This window comes from Massilia sp. LMS1-1-1.1 (assembly GCF_040815535.1).
GTDB lineage: Bacteria > Pseudomonadota > Gammaproteobacteria > Burkholderiales > Burkholderiaceae_D > Janthinobacterium > Janthinobacterium aestuarii.
In genome coordinates this window covers 1,884,352-1,898,095 of the sequence record NZ_JBFPNG010000001.1, presented here as the reverse complement: position 1 = coordinate 1,898,095, position 13,744 = coordinate 1,884,352, and the positions used below count along the sequence as shown (strand labels likewise).

The following is a 13,744-nucleotide window of genomic DNA, read 5'->3' as shown; positions in this document are numbered from 1 at the left end:
ACGACGATTACGTGAGCGTGGCCGGTGGCGGTGTCGCCGCCGGCCCGTAGCGTTCCAGCAGAAAATCGATGAAGGTTGTCAGCTTCGGCGTAGGCTGGCGGTCGCGCGGATACAGCACATGCATCAGGCGCGGCGCCGGCACGTAGTCGGCCAGCAGCGGCACCAGCCGTCCCGCCGCGATATCGTCGGCCAGTAAAATCTCCGCCTGCATGACGATGCCGAAGCCGTGCAGGGCCGCCATGCGCAGCGCCTGGCCATTGTTCGAGCGGAAGCGGCTCTCGGCCGCAGCGCCATCGTGGCGCGCTTCCTTGCCGCTCAGACGCCAGCGCATGTGGCGCGACCACTGCATGAAATCCACGCATTCGTGCCGCGCCAGGTCGTCCGGCGTGCGCGGCGTGCCGTGCTTAGCCAGATAGGCGGGCGAGGCGCAGATCACCATCGCATACGGCCGCAAGGGCCGCGCCACCATGCCGGAATCTTCCAGCTTGCCGATGCGGATGGCCGCATCGAAGCCTTCCTCCACCAGGTCCACCATCCTGTCATTCAAATTGAGCTCCAGGCTCACGTCCGGGTAGGTCGCCAGATACTCGGCCATCAGCGGCGCGATGCGTTCGCTGCCGAAGGACACGGGCGCCGTGATCTTCAGCTTGCCGCGCGGCGTGGCGCGCATCGCTTCGGCGCCCGTTTCGGCCGCCGCGATCTGCGCCAGGATCTGGCGGCATTGCTCCACGTATTGCCGGCCGATTTCCGTCAGGCTTTGCCGCCGCGTCGTGCGCGCCAGCAGGCGCGTACCCAGCCGCTCTTCCAGCTGTTTGATGTGCTTGCCCACCATCACGGGTGATATACGGAAGGTGTCGGCGGCCGCCGTGAAACTGCCCTGGTCGACGACGGACACAAAGATTTCCATGCTGCGCAATTTATCCATGTCGCCTTGATTGCAAACTGTGGCTTGGTAATCTTGTAAATTCTAGCGCATTTATTCCTTTCTGGAAGCGGCGCATACTGGCTCCATCGTTCAACCCACACAAGGAAGCAGCATGAAAATCGTCATCATCGGCGCCAGCGGCACCATCGGCAAGGCCGTCACCGCGCAACTGGCGCAGCGCCATGAAATCATCGAAGTGGGCAGCCGCACGGGCGCGCACCAGGCCGACATGAGCGACATTGCACAAGTACGCGCCCTGTTCCAGCACATCGGCAGGGTCGACGCCGTCGTCGTCACGGCCGGCAAGCTGCATTTCGGCCCCCTGGCCGAATTCACGCCCGAGCAATTCCAGCTGGGCCTGGACAGCAAACTGATGGGCCAGGTCAACGTGGCGCTGGTGGCGCAGGAATACCTGAACGATGGCGGTTCGATTACCTTGACCAGCGGCATCGTTGCCGAGCAGCCTATCCGCTTCGGCGCGGCCGCCAGCATGACGAACGCTGCCGTGGAAGGTTTTGTACGGGGCGCCGCCATCGAACTGGCGCGCGGCGTGCGCATCAATGTCGTCAGCCCCACGGTGCTGGAAGAATCGCTGGAATCGTATGGCCCCTTCTTCTACGGCTTCGAGCCGGCCGCCGCCAGCAGAGTGGCGCTGGCCTACAGCCGCAGCGTGGAAGGGGCGCAGACGGGGCAGGTCTACCGCGTGTGGTAGGTCTCAAAGCCTCAAAAAAGGCTGCTTTTGACCGGCCTCAGGCAGCCTGCTTCCATTCATGATAAATTAACTTTTATTTCCAAATGTCAACATCATGGTGATGAAGAATTTGGACATTTTCATGAATGAATGGATGAGACGGATATGCAAAGCACCAAAATCAGCACACGGCTTTATACGGGATTCGGCCTGGTCCTGTTGCTGCTGATCATCGTTACCGCACTCGGCATCAACCGCGTGCAAAAGATCGACGCCATCCTCACCAGTATCAGCGACGTCAACAACGTCAAGCAGCGCCATGCGATCAACTTCCGTGGCAGCGTGCATGACCGCGCGATCGCCCTGCGCGACGTGGTGCTGGCGGCCGACGCGGCGTCGGCCAAGCCGGAAATCGCGCGCATCGAAACGCTGGCCGCCAATTACGCGCAGGCAGCCGCACCGCTGGACCAGATCATCGGCAGCGGCAAGGACGTGACCGAAGCGGAACGCACGGCCCTGGCCGCCATCAAGGCCAGTGAAGCGAAGGCCCAGCCGATCATCGCCAAGGTGATTCAATTGCGCCTGGCCGACGATGTGGCCGGGGCCACCGCCTTGCTGCAGCAGCAGGGCGCCGCCGCCTTCACGGGCTGGCTTGCGTCCGTCAACCAGCTGATCGACCTCGAAGAAAAGATGAGCCGCGAACAGGCCGACAGCGCAAGCACGGTGGCGCGCAGCTTTTTCTTCTTCATGGTGCTGCTGTGCCTGGGCGCGATCGCCATCGGTACCATCGCGGCCTGGCGCATCAGCCACGGCTTGCTGCGCCAGCTCGGCGGCGAGCCCGACTACGCGGCCGCCATCGCCGGTGAAATTGCCGCTGGTAACCTGGCAGTGACCATCACTACCGGGCCGAATGACCGCAACAGTTTGCTGTACGCCATGCGCGGCATGCGCGACAGCCTCGTGGCCATCGTCAGCCAGGTGCGCGCCGGCACGCAGACCATCGCCACCAATTCGCGCGAAATCGCGGCCGGCAACCTGGACCTGTCGAACCGCACGGAACAGCAGGCCGGCTCGATCGAGGAAACCGCCACGTCGATGGAGCAATTGACGGGCACCGTCAAGCAGAACGCCGAGCACGCGATCGAGGCGAATCAGCTGGCCGTATCGGCCTCGGGTGTGGCCGTCAAGGGTGGCGCCGTCGTGGCGCAGGTGGTGCAGACCATGGCCGCCATCAACGAGTCGTCGAAAAAGATAGTTGACATTATCGGCGTGATCGACGGCATCGCTTTCCAGACGAATATTCTGGCGCTCAATGCCGCCGTGGAAGCGGCGCGTGCCGGCGAGCAGGGCCGGGGCTTTGCCGTCGTCGCCACCGAAGTGCGCAGCCTGGCCCAGCGTTCCAGCCAGGCCGCCAAGGAAATCAAGTCGCTGATCGACGACTCGGTCGAGCGCGTCGGCACGGGCGCGCGCCTGGTCGATGAAGCGGGCACGACCATGCAAGACATTGTCGACAGCGTCAAGCGCGTGACCGACATCATGGGCGAAATCAGCGTGGCCACGCGCGAGCAGTCGTCCGGCATCGAACAGGTCAACCAGGCCGTCGGTCTGATGGACCAGGTGGTGCAGCAGAATGCGGCGCTGGTGGAGCAGTCGGCCTCGGCCGCCGCATCGCTGGAAGCGCAGGCCGGCAGCCTGTCGCAGGTGGTCAGCATCTTCAAGCTCGATAACTCGCAAGTGCCGCTGCAGGCGCCGCAGCCGGTGCGTGCACGTGCGCTTCCGGCCGCCGTGACTGCTGCCAGGCCGGCCGTCAAGGCGGCAGCGAAGCCGGCACTGAAAAAGCTGGCCTCCAAGGTGCCCGCCGATGACGCATGGGAAGAGTTTTAAGCGGCGCTCGTTTACAATCGGGACCTTACATTGTTTGCTGAGGTCCCCATGAAACGTATCCTGTTCCCCCTGCTGATGGCCGCCGCCGTCGGCAGCGCCTGTGCCGCAACGCCGGCAGCCCCGGCCACCGCGCAACAACTGGCGGCCATGAGCGCCCGCTACGCGCCCGTCGCGCTGACGGCCGATGTCACGCACCTGTCTGCCGGCGACCGCCAGGCCATCGCCAAGCTGGTCGAAGCGGCCAAGCTGGTCGACGTGCTGCAGCTGCGCCAGCGCTGGTCCGGCAACGAAGCGCTGTGGGCAGCGCTGAAGAAGGACAGGTCAAAGCTGGGACAGGCCCGTTTGAACTATTTCTGGATCAACAAGGGGCCGTGGTCGGTGCTCGACGCGCATGCATCGTTCATGCCGGCCAGCTATGCCGGCATCGCCATTCCCGCGCACAAGCCGGAAGCGGGCAATTTCTATCCGCAGGGCGCCACCAAGGCCAGCCTGGAAACGTGGATGAATGGTTTGTCGCCAGAGGACAAGCAGCAGGCGCAATGGTTCTTCACGACCATCCGCGCAGGCAAGGATGGCAAGTATCAGACCGTCAAGTATTCGGGCGAATACAAGGTGGAACTCAAGCAGCTGGCCAAGCTTTTGGATGAAGCTGCCGTCGCCACGGATAACGCGTCGCTGAAGAAATTTTTGACCCTGCGCGCCAAGGCTTTCCTCGACAACGACTATCTGCCGTCCGATTTCGCCTGGATGGACCTCGATTCGCCCGTCGACATCACCATCGGCCCGTATGAAACGTATAACGATGAGCTGTTCGGCTACAAGGCCGCGTTCGAAGCGTACGTGAACATCCGCGATCAGGCGGAAACGCAGAAGCTGAACTTCTTCGCCAAGCACATGCAGGAACTGGAAGACAACCTGCCGCTCGACGCCCGGTACCGCAATCCGAAAGTGGGCGCGCTGGCGCCGATGGTGGTGGTCAACCAGGTGTATGGCGCCGGCGACGGCAACATGGCCGTGCAGACGGCTGCCTACAACTTGCCGAACGACGAGCGCATCATCAGCGCGCGCGGCTCCAAGCGCGTCATGTTGAAAAACGTGCAGGAAGCCAAGTTCAAGGCTACCCTGACGCCGATTTCGAAACTGGTGCTGACGCCCGAAGCGCAGCAGGACGTCGATTTCAATTCCTTCTTCACGCACATCCTCGCGCATGAAATCATGCACGGCCTGGGCCCGCATGCGACCACCGTCGACGGCAAGCCATCGACGCCGCGCCAGGATTTGAAGGAAGCGTATTCGACCATCGAAGAAGCCAAGGCCGACATCACGGGATTGTTCGCTTTGCGCTACATGATGGACAAAGGGCAACTCAATGACACCTTGGGCCAGGGCGACGCGGCCGAGCGCAAGCTGTACAACACTTTCCTCGCCTCCAGTTTCCGCACCCTGCATTTCGGCTTGACGGATTCGCATGCGCGCGGCATGGCCATCCAGATGAATTACATCCTCGACAAGGGCGGTTTTGTGTCGCTGGGCGACGGCAAGTTCGGCGTCGACTTTTCCAAGATCAAGCAGGCCGTGATCGACCTGGACCGTGAGTTTCTGACCATCGAGGCGACGGGCGACTATGCGCGCGCGAAAGACATGATGAGCAAGTACGTGGTCATCCGCCCTGAAGTGCAGGTGGCGCTCGACAAGATGAAGGCCGTGCCTAACGATATCCGCCCGGAATTCGTCACGGCCCGCGCGCTGGACCAGGCGGCGAAGAAATAAGCTGACTTTGATTATTATCAGTCTGGAAAGCCGGCGCATCTGCGCCGGTTTTTTTGGCTATGTCACCATTAGATGTGGGAATGCGCCCAGCGTTGCTTTCAACAGCGTTTCCGGTGAACGGATACGCCTGGCGTCGAGTATCCAGCGCCATCCCAGGTAGTTCGGCAGGTAGCGCGTCGCCACGCCGTGAAACGGCCCCATCCATTGTCGCAAACGGCTGTGATAGGCGTTGACGTTCTGCACATGGGCGGCGCCCTGCACGCGGATACCTGCACGCAAGTTGACGGCCTGGTGGCTGATGCCCGCTTCCCTGGCAAAGGCCCGATAGGCCGCATGACCATCGGTGACCAGCAGCACATCCTTGTCGATGACGGGCAACAAACAATGGTGCAACTGCGCCTTGGTCAACGCCCCTTTGCCCGTGACGAAATCGAGGGTCTGGCCAGTTCGGTCGCACGCCACTAGGATACAGACCTGTTCATTGGAAATGCCGCGCTTGTGGGCATGGCCGCCCCGGCGGCGGGGCGGACGCGTCATCTGCCGCGTTCCCTTTTCCGATTCCAGCAGATATAACTCGTCGGCCTCGGCGATGCCAGCAGACAATCGGCGTAATCGAGCCACAACGATTTATGGCGCAAGCGCGCCAGCGGCGTGCCGGTGAGCGCATTGAAGGTGCGCCCGCAGGGAACGCAGCGGTAGCGCTGCAGTCCGTGCGCATGACCATGCCGGTGCAGGTGCGCCGAGCCGCAGGCGGGACAGGTCAATCGCGGCTGCGTCACACTTTCCAGCAGCGCGACGGTCGCGTCGTGTGGCGCGTTGCCATGCAGCAGGGCAATGCCTGCCTGCCGCTGGCGCTGGCTCAACTGAGCAAACTGCGCGATAAAGCTGATCCATTCGGCCGGCCGCATGATCTGCTCCCTGTGTGATTGATATGCAGAGTCAGACAGCACGGCCAAGGAAAAATTCCGGCATTCCCCTACTTGCCGATGACAGAGCCGTTTTTTTTGGTCTTTATTTATGAAAAGTTGCTAGTTTTTCCTTGTGGAAACATTTTTACCGCTTACTCTGCAGTAGTAAATCCCCATTTCTCCTGCTGATCCCATGTTGAAACTGTTTTCGCTGTTAAGTGTGTCCCTTACCTTGCCCGCCGTGGCAGCCGCCCAGCTCACCGATCTGGAAACCCGCTGGCTGCAGGCGGGCCAACCCGTCATCGCGTTTGCACGTGCGCAGGGCTTGCCCATCGACATCATCGTGCAGCCGCAGGATGCGCCCGGCGCCGTGCCGCTGGCGCTGGGCTATGAGGCAGGGCGCTGCAAGCTGGTGCTGTCCTTACGCGGCAATGCGCAGGCGGACAGCGTCTTGCAGGGCGTGCCGGTCACGCGCCACGGCCTGATGATGGAAGCGATGATGGCGCATGAGATCGGCCACTGCCAGCGCTATGCGCAGGGCGACTGGCATGCCTTGCCACGCGGCTTTGTCGAGCCGCGCAGCATGCAGCGCGGCAAGTTGACACCGCTGGCGCAGGAGCTGCGTGAGACGCGCCGCGAAGAGGGCTATGCGGACCTCGTAGCCCTGGCCTGGATGCATGGGCGCCACCCGGGACAGTACCAGCATGTGCTGGCCTGGATGCGCGGCGTGCGCGCCGGTGGCGAGGTTGCGGGCGGCGGTGCAGGCGGTTCCCACGCCACGCAGGCATGGCTGGCGCTGGCCGATGGCGCCGGTGTATTTGATGGGCCCGCTTCAATATTTGAACAGGCGCAAGTATTGTGGCGAAAAGGCTTGAGCGGCGACAAATAAACGATGATTTTTAGGTGAATGGACGGTCAGCGTGTGCTGTCGCACGGAGCTTTGCTTCCGGCAGGGGTCTAATCTGGGCATCAACTAACCAGAGAGGAACCATCATGAACAAAATGATCGCACTCATGCTGGCCGCCAGTGCCAGCGCCCTGCTTGCCGCCACGCCAGCGTATGCGCAGGATGCCTCGTACAAGAGTTTGACGGACAAGGCAACGGCCGACTACAAGCAGGCCAAGGCCGCCTGCGACGCCCAGAGCGGCAACGCGAAAAAAGTCTGCGTGGAAGAAGCCAAGGTGGCGCGCGCCAAGGCCGAATCGGACGCTGTGGCGCAATACCGCAACACGCCGCGCGAACTGGGCAAGGCCCGTAAGGACGTTGCCGATGCCGAGTATGACCTGGCCAAGGCCAAATGCGGCGACCGCACGGGCGCCGAGAAAACCACGTGCATGAACGATGCCAAGGCAGCGAAAACGGCCGCGCTGGCCGATGCCAACACGGGCGCCCGGGCCGGCACCAACGTGGCGCAGAATCCACCCGCCATGACGAAGGAAAACTGCGACGCCATGGATGCGACGGCCAAGGCCGCCTGCGTGACGCGCAATGCGGCCGGCAGCACCAAGACGGCCGTGGCCGACTCCGTCATCACCACGAAAATCAAGGCTGACCTCGTCAAGGACAATGACTTGAAAGCGCTCGACGTGCACGTAGAAACGGTCAACGGCGTCGTCATGCTCAGCGGCTTCGTGCCATCCCAGGCGCAAGTGCAAAAAGCCGCCGACCTGGCCCGTGGCGTGGAAGGCGTGACGGATGTGAAGAATGGCTTGAAGGTGAAATAAGCGAAGCGCATTCTGCAATGCGCTAAAGCCGGGACTGGAGCCGCACGCAGCAGTGTGGTTCCAGTTTTTTTTGATTGTATAAATTACGATCATAATATAACATGGAAAAAATCCCATCGGCTGATGCTGATCGGCATCCACTCTTTCTCTTCGCTCTTACTCATGAGGACTGCATGCTTTCCTATCCCTTTTCGCAATGGCTGGAGCGGCGCGGCGTGCACTTTGCCTGGGTCATCGTCGCCATCACTTTCCTCACGGCATTAACCTCGTCCGCCGCGCTGGGCTTGCCGGGCGCGTTGATGCAGCCCCTGAGCCGCGAATTCGGATGGGATGCCGAGCAGATTTCCTCGGCCCTGGCCGTGCGCTTCGTGCTGTTCGGTTTGATGGGGCCGTTTGCCGCCATCCTGATGGAACGCTTCGGCTTGCGCAATGTCATTTGCGTGGCCCTGGGCCTGATCGCTGCCGGCATGCTGCTGGCCACGCGCATGACGCAGTTCTGGCACTTGGTGGCCCTGTGGGGCATCCTGCTGGGTCTCGGCTCGGGCATGACGGCGCTGGTCTTGAGCGCCGTGGTGGCGAACCGCTGGTTCGAGACGCACCGGGGCCTGGTGGTGGGCGTGCTGACGGCCAGCTCTGCCACGGGCCAGCTGCTGTTCCTGCCCGTGGGCGCCTGGCTGATCGAGCACTACGGCTGGCGCACGGCCGTCATGCCCGTGTTCGTCGCCTGCGCCCTCGTCGCCGTGCTGGCCTTCCTGTGCATGCGCAACCGCCCGCAGGATATTGCCTTGCAGCCCTACGGCGCCGACCCGGCCACGCCCCTGACGGCGCCAGTGGCGGCAAAAATGACGTTTGCCACGCCGTTCGTGATCCTGCGCAGCGTGGCGGGGAACCGCACTTTCTGGATACTCTTCGGCACCTTCTTCATCTGCGGCCTCAGCACCAATGGCTTGATCCAGACACACTTTATTTCCCTGTGCGGCGACTCGGGCCTGTCCGCCGTGCCGGCCGCGTCTGTGCTGGCCATGATGGGCGCCTTCGACCTGTTCGGCACGATCCTGTCCGGCTGGCTGTCGGACCGCTATGACAACCGCAAACTGCTGTTCTGGTATTACGGCTTGCGTGGCTTGTCGCTGTTCTGGCTGCCGTATTCGGAATTCACCTTGTACGGCCTGTCGCTGTTCGCCATGTTCTATGGCCTCGACTGGATCGCCACCGTGCCGCCGACAGTGAAACTGGTGGGGGCCACGTTCGGCCGGGAGCGGGCGGGCATGGTGTTCGGCTGGATCTTCGCCGGCCACCAGCTGGGCGCCGCCGTGGCCGCCTATGGGGCGGGTCGCATCCGCACCTTGATGCTGACCTACAACCCGGCCCTGTTCGCGGCCGGTGCCGCCTGTCTCGTGGCCGCGCTGATGGTGCTGGCGATCCAGCGCCAGAAGGCGGCCGTGAGCGCCGCGCAAGCGGCATGAAAAAAGCCAGGCCCGCGTGCGCGGAGCCTGGCTTCTGTTATCAAGAACGTTTCAGGATTTATTTGAGGTATTTAGCCAGCCATCCTTCGACTTCGCTATAGAAGAAGCGGCTGTTCTCGCCCTTCAAAATCCAGTGGTTTTCGTCCGGGAAGACCAGCAGTTTTGCCGGCACGTTCAGGCGCTGTTGCACGGCAAAGTTCATCAAGGCATTGTTGGCCGGCACACGGTAATCGAGCTCGCCCACGGTGATCAGGATCGGTGTCGTGAAACCCGAGCCTTTTTCGTGGTTGCCCGCTTGCATGATGGGGCTTTGCTCGCGCCACACGGGCAGGTTCGACCAGACGGGGCCGCCCGCATTCGTTTCACGGCCGAAGCCGCCATCGCTGGTGCCCCACTGCATGATCAGGTCCATTTCGCCCGCGTGCGAGACGATGGCCTTGTAGCGCGTGGTCGTCGCTTGCAGCCAGTTGGCCAGGTGGCCGCCATAGCTGGCGCCGCCGGCGGCCAGTTTCGTGCTGTCGATGAATGGGTATTTCTTGATGGCTTCATCGACGCCCTGGTTGACTTCATCGCCCGGACCCTTCAAGGGGTCGAACTGGATCGAGCGCGAGAATTCCTCGCCATAGCCGGTGGAACCCTTGTAGTCCGTCAGCAGCACGACATAGCCTGGCTTGGCCAGCAAGTGATAGTTCCAGCGCAGCACGAACTGATCGCGCCACATGCTGGCCGCGCCGCCATGGATGACGGTAAACAGTGGGTATTTCTTGTTCGGATCGAAATTGGCCGGCTTGATGAGCATATTGTGGATCTTGCGGCCGTCGGCCGTGGTGAACCAGAAGTGCTCGGGCGCCTGCCAGTCGATTTTATCGGCCTTGTCCGTGTTGAAGGCCGTCAGCCGTTTCGGCTGCTTGCCGTTGAACGCATAGATTTCCGGCGGGTTGATGGACGACTCCCACACACCGACCAGGGCCTTGCCGCCGCTGCTCAGCGAGTTGATGGTACCTGTCGGCAAGGATGGCTCCTCGCGCACGTCGCCACCCTTGGCGTCGATCGAGTACAGCTTTTCCAGGCCCGCATGTTCATAGCTGAAGAGGACGCGCTTGCCGCCTTCGGGCAGCACGAAGCGGGAGATTGAACGGTCCAGCTTGGCTGTCAGGATGGTCGGGGCAGGGTTGCTCATCGGCCAGGCGAAACTGGCCAGGCGCTTCACGTCATACACCTTGCCTGGCGTTTCCGCGTCGCTCAAGGCGAACAAGGTCTTGCCATCGGCGGCGAATTTCAGGCTGCCATAGCTGTGCTTATCCTGCGTCAAGCGCTGCGCTTCGCCACCCGCCACGGGCAGCAAATACAGTTGCGAAACGACGGCTTCGCGCTGGGCCGCGTCGCGGTTGGTGGCCGCGTTGAAGACGACGGCCTTGCCGTCCGGCGTCCAGACGGCGTCCAGCGATTGTCCTTCGTCGCCCTGGCCGCCGCCAAAGCCCGGCAGGGTGACCAGTTGCGTGCCCGACAGAATGTCGCGCGGCTTGGCGTCCGCTTGCGCATCAATGACGAACAGGCGCACCTGCTTGTCGGTCAGCCATTTGTCGAAATAGCGCGGTGCCGTCGTTTCATACGAGCGGGCGCTGTATTTTCGCTCCTTGCGTTCTTTCGCGCTTTGCTTGACGTCGGCTTCCGTCTTGTTGCCTGGATAGATGTCGCTGATGAACAGCAACTGCTTGCCGTCCGGACTCCATTTCGGCATGCGCGCGCCCATGGTCAAGCTCGTCAACCGTTGCGCTTCGCCGCCGGCTGCCACGTCGAGGCGGTAGATCTGGCCTGCTTCATCGCCGTCGCGCTTGGCAACGAAAACGAGCTGGCGGCTGTCCGGCGACCAGGCCACGGCGCTTTCGCCACCCTTGGAATAAGTCAGGCGGCGCGCGGGGCTGTCGTCAAGGAGCGACTTGATCCACAGGTCCGACCATTGCTCCTTGTTGTCGTAGGCGCTGTCGACAACGGAAAACACGGCCCATCGCCCATCGGGGCTGGCGACGGGCGCGCCCACCCGTTTCATCAGCCACACGTCTTCATGCGTGATGGCGTGTCTGGCGTGCATTTGCGTAGCAGCAACTGGGGTGGTGGCCTTGGTATCGGCGGCCTGGGCAAGCGAGGCGCAGGCCACTGCGATCAGCAGGGAGCCGAGGGAACGGCGAAGACGGGGTGAGGTCATGGGCGTGGTCCGGAGTAGTGAAAAAAGTACAGCGGGCAACATTATTGCCCATGGTTTCCTGCGCTGCCAAGGCCGTGTACCGTTACTTACCAGGCGGGACGGTCACGTATCGGGCGGGCGCGCCATGGCTGATCAGTTAAACTTGTTCTTTTACTGACGTTACCTTTGGCCGGCCATGAAAATTAGTCTACCCTTATTGAAAACAATATTGCTGGGCGCGAGCTGCCTGCTGACGGCCCCGGTTTTTGCCGCTGCGCCCGCTCCCTACCCGAACACGAGCGCCATGGGCGTCGGTCACGCGGAAAGCACGGCCTGGTATGCAGGCTGCCTGAAGGTCAAGGATGCGGCGCCGCCGCCCGCCGACTTGCCGGCGCCATCGGCCGTGGCGTCCCTGCAGCAATGTCAGGCAACGGACCTGTATTACGATACCAAGAGTATGTCCGCGCCCAAGCCGGCCGACTGGCGTCCCGTGCGCCATTGCGCCATGGCCACGCAAAACAGCGCCGTCCTGATGATGCTGTACCAGAATGGACAGGGCGTACAAAAAGACCCATTGCTGGCGCTCAAGTATGCGTGCAGCATCGATGCGGCGCCGGCCGAAATGCGGGGCCGTATCGAGCACTTGCAGCAGATCAATGCCAGCGGACGCGGCATGATCGATTTGTGCGACGACATCACGAGCGGCTACATGATGGGCGTGTGTAGCGCCATCGATGCGCGGCAAAAGCAGCGCGTGCGCACGCAGGCGACAGCCAAAGTCAGCGAAGCAATGCCGGCCGTGGCGCAAGCGTCGCTGCAAAAGCTGCAGGCGGCGGCAAGCAAGTTTGCCGATGCGCGTGCGGCCAATGAAACGGACTTGAGCGGCACGGCGCGCGCCGCCCTGAGCATCGCCGCCCGCACTGCCGAGCTCGATTTGCTGGCGCACGATCTGCGCGAGTACGAAGCGGGCAAGCTGCCGGCCAGCATGTCCAAGGAACAGGCGGCTGCGCTCGACAAGGAGCTCAACGCCATCTACGGCAAGCTCATGAAAAAGCCGGCGCAAACCCATGCGGGCGCCGTGGGCAAGGATGGCATCCGCGCCACCCAGCGCCTGTGGCTGGCGTATCGTGATGCCTGGATGAACTTTGGCGCCGTGCGCTATCCATCCGTGACGAGCGAAACCTGGGCCGGCCGGCTGACGTCGCGGCGCAATGTACAACTGCAAGACTTGCTGGAGAACTAAAACATGCGGGAAGCGTACTACCACGAAGACGATTTTTGCATGATCGAACTGTTGCCACTGGATAACTTGCAGCACTGTCTGACGCAGATGGGCGAGCAAGAGGCGTTTGCCGACGCGCACCGCAGCGGCGCCGGCTGGACGCAGATGTACGTGCCCGAGGCGCCGCCCTCGCAGATGGGCGCGCTGGGCCTCACGATGGAACAGCTGCGGCTGGCGCTGGCGGACGCCTTGCCGCCGTATGACGCCGTCTACACGGGCTACAGCACTTACCGCGTGGAATGCAAGAACGTGCTGGCCTTTGGCGGCGACAAGACGGAGACCTTGTTTGCCGGCCTGGACGACAAGGGCATCGTGTGCGACCTGTGGTGCAGCGACGCCATGCCCGAGCTGTTGCTGCTGCCCTTGAAAGAGCAATTGCTGCTGGCGGACTGGGGCGCGGGATTTGCGTGTCCGCTGTCCGATGGAGAACTGTTTGCCCGTTATCTGCAGGAGTATGAACTGGACTGATCGAACTGAACTGATTATTCGCAGGCGATGGCGTTCGGCTGCGCCACTTTGATGACCGACGCCAGGCGCGCCATGTCGTTGCCGTCGCCTTGCTCCACATATGGCTGATAGCTGTCGATGACGATGCGCGCACGCGCCTGCCAGCCGCAATTGTCGGCCTGGCGTGCGGGCACGCGCAGCAGCCGGCGCGCCTCGCCATCGTTGCTGAAACAAAACCACGCATCGTGCGTGGCGGCAGGCCGGGGCAGACGGCCCCATTGCGCCTTGTCGGGCGCGAAGCAGACGCGGTTGCCGATGATCTCCAAGCTCATCTCGTCCGTGCGCGCACTGTACTGGCCGTCGAGCACGATGGGTGGCTGCGCCTGGGCTTGTGCACACAGCAGCAGGGCGGGGAACAGCAGGGGGGCAAGTTTCACGGCATGTCTTTCCGGATCGGCATG

The 13,744-nt window shown here is 62.5% G+C and carries 11 protein-coding genes and 1 pseudogene; 8 read left to right on the top strand and 4 right to left on the bottom strand.

The features are described from left to right. Window positions 1–7: 7 nt before the first annotated feature. Window positions 8–925, bottom strand: coding sequence for a LysR family transcriptional regulator (locus MRBLMS1_RS08710; protein WP_485878898.1), 918 nt, complete (start codon window positions 923–925; stop codon window positions 8–10). A gap of 112 nt (window positions 926–1,037) precedes the next feature. Between MRBLMS1_RS08710 and MRBLMS1_RS08705 the strand changes: the two genes are divergently transcribed. From MRBLMS1_RS08705 to MRBLMS1_RS08695, 3 genes are all read left to right on the top strand, one after another. After that, on the top strand, window positions 1,038–1,637 hold the full coding sequence (locus MRBLMS1_RS08705) for a short chain dehydrogenase (protein ID WP_139091043.1): 600 nt from the start codon (window positions 1,038–1,040) through the stop codon (window positions 1,635–1,637). A gap of 144 nt (window positions 1,638–1,781) precedes the next feature. After that, complete coding sequence (locus MRBLMS1_RS08700; RefSeq protein WP_485878896.1) at window positions 1,782–3,500, top strand: methyl-accepting chemotaxis protein; 1,719 nt, start codon at window positions 1,782–1,784, stop codon at window positions 3,498–3,500. A 48-nt stretch (window positions 3,501–3,548) separates the two neighbouring features. Then, entirely contained in the window at window positions 3,549–5,270 is a 1,722-nt protein-coding gene (locus MRBLMS1_RS08695) for a dipeptidyl-peptidase 3 family protein (protein ID WP_485878894.1), read from the top strand. A gap of 57 nt (window positions 5,271–5,327) precedes the next feature. Here the strand turns inward: MRBLMS1_RS08695 and MRBLMS1_RS08690 are convergent. Next, a pseudogene (locus MRBLMS1_RS08690) lies at window positions 5,328–6,178 on the bottom strand (IS1595 family transposase). A gap of 193 nt (window positions 6,179–6,371) precedes the next feature. Between MRBLMS1_RS08690 and MRBLMS1_RS08685 the strand changes: the two are divergent. The 3 genes from MRBLMS1_RS08685 to MRBLMS1_RS08675 all read left to right on the top strand — a co-directional run bounded on the left by MRBLMS1_RS08685 (window position 6,372) and on the right by MRBLMS1_RS08675 (window position 9,369). Continuing rightward, window positions 6,372–7,067, top strand: coding sequence for a hypothetical protein (locus MRBLMS1_RS08685; protein ID WP_485878893.1), 696 nt, complete (start codon window positions 6,372–6,374; stop codon window positions 7,065–7,067). A gap of 104 nt (window positions 7,068–7,171) precedes the next feature. Beyond that, window positions 7,172–7,903 carry a BON domain-containing protein gene (locus MRBLMS1_RS08680; protein ID WP_485878891.1) on the top strand — a complete coding sequence of 244 codons (732 nt, stop codon included), beginning with the start codon at window positions 7,172–7,174 and terminating at the stop codon, window positions 7,901–7,903. Window positions 7,904–8,076: 173 nt separating this feature from the next. Continuing rightward, on the top strand, window positions 8,077–9,369 hold the full coding sequence (locus tag MRBLMS1_RS08675; protein ID WP_485878889.1) for an MFS transporter: 1,293 nt from the start codon (window positions 8,077–8,079) through the stop codon (window positions 9,367–9,369). A 58-nt stretch (window positions 9,370–9,427) separates the two neighbouring features. Here the strand turns inward: MRBLMS1_RS08675 and MRBLMS1_RS08670 are convergent, their stop codons facing one another. Continuing rightward, window positions 9,428–11,575, bottom strand: a complete 2,148-nt coding sequence (locus tag MRBLMS1_RS08670) for a dipeptidyl-peptidase 5 (protein WP_485878887.1) — start codon at window positions 11,573–11,575, stop codon at window positions 9,428–9,430. 175 nt (window positions 11,576–11,750) lie between these two features. On the opposite strand from MRBLMS1_RS08670, the gene MRBLMS1_RS08665 reads away from it, so the two are divergent. After that, complete coding sequence (locus tag MRBLMS1_RS08665; protein WP_485878885.1) at window positions 11,751–12,797, top strand: lysozyme inhibitor LprI family protein; 1,047 nt, start codon at window positions 11,751–11,753, stop codon at window positions 12,795–12,797. Window positions 12,798–12,800: 3 nt separating this feature from the next. Next, window positions 12,801–13,304, top strand: coding sequence for a hypothetical protein (locus MRBLMS1_RS08660; RefSeq protein ID WP_485878883.1), 504 nt, complete (start codon window positions 12,801–12,803; stop codon window positions 13,302–13,304). A gap of 14 nt (window positions 13,305–13,318) precedes the next feature. Here the strand turns inward: MRBLMS1_RS08660 and MRBLMS1_RS08655 are convergent, their stop codons facing one another. Beyond that, the gene (locus MRBLMS1_RS08655) at window positions 13,319–13,720 is read right to left on the bottom strand and encodes a hypothetical protein (RefSeq protein WP_485878881.1); all 402 of its coding nucleotides are present in this window, start codon (window positions 13,718–13,720) and stop codon (window positions 13,319–13,321) included. Window positions 13,721–13,744: the final 24 nt, after the last annotated feature.

Coding starts and splice junctions, on each gene's coding strand:
- MRBLMS1_RS08710 (WP_485878898.1), bottom strand. CDS start 925: ATGGATAAATTGCGCAGCATGGAAATCTTTGTGTCCGTCGTCGACCAG.
- MRBLMS1_RS08705 (WP_139091043.1), top strand. CDS start 1,038: ATGAAAATCGTCATCATCGGCGCCAGCGGCACCATCGGCAAGGCCGTC.
- MRBLMS1_RS08700 (WP_485878896.1), top strand. CDS start 1,782: ATGCAAAGCACCAAAATCAGCACACGGCTTTATACGGGATTCGGCCTG.
- MRBLMS1_RS08695 (WP_485878894.1), top strand. CDS start 3,549: ATGAAACGTATCCTGTTCCCCCTGCTGATGGCCGCCGCCGTCGGCAGC.
- MRBLMS1_RS08685 (WP_485878893.1), top strand. CDS start 6,372: ATGTTGAAACTGTTTTCGCTGTTAAGTGTGTCCCTTACCTTGCCCGCC.
- MRBLMS1_RS08680 (WP_485878891.1), top strand. CDS start 7,172: ATGAACAAAATGATCGCACTCATGCTGGCCGCCAGTGCCAGCGCCCTG.
- MRBLMS1_RS08675 (WP_485878889.1), top strand. CDS start 8,077: ATGCTTTCCTATCCCTTTTCGCAATGGCTGGAGCGGCGCGGCGTGCAC.
- MRBLMS1_RS08670 (WP_485878887.1), bottom strand. CDS start 11,575: ATGACCTCACCCCGTCTTCGCCGTTCCCTCGGCTCCCTGCTGATCGCA.
- MRBLMS1_RS08665 (WP_485878885.1), top strand. CDS start 11,751: ATGAAAATTAGTCTACCCTTATTGAAAACAATATTGCTGGGCGCGAGC.
- MRBLMS1_RS08660 (WP_485878883.1), top strand. CDS start 12,801: ATGCGGGAAGCGTACTACCACGAAGACGATTTTTGCATGATCGAACTG.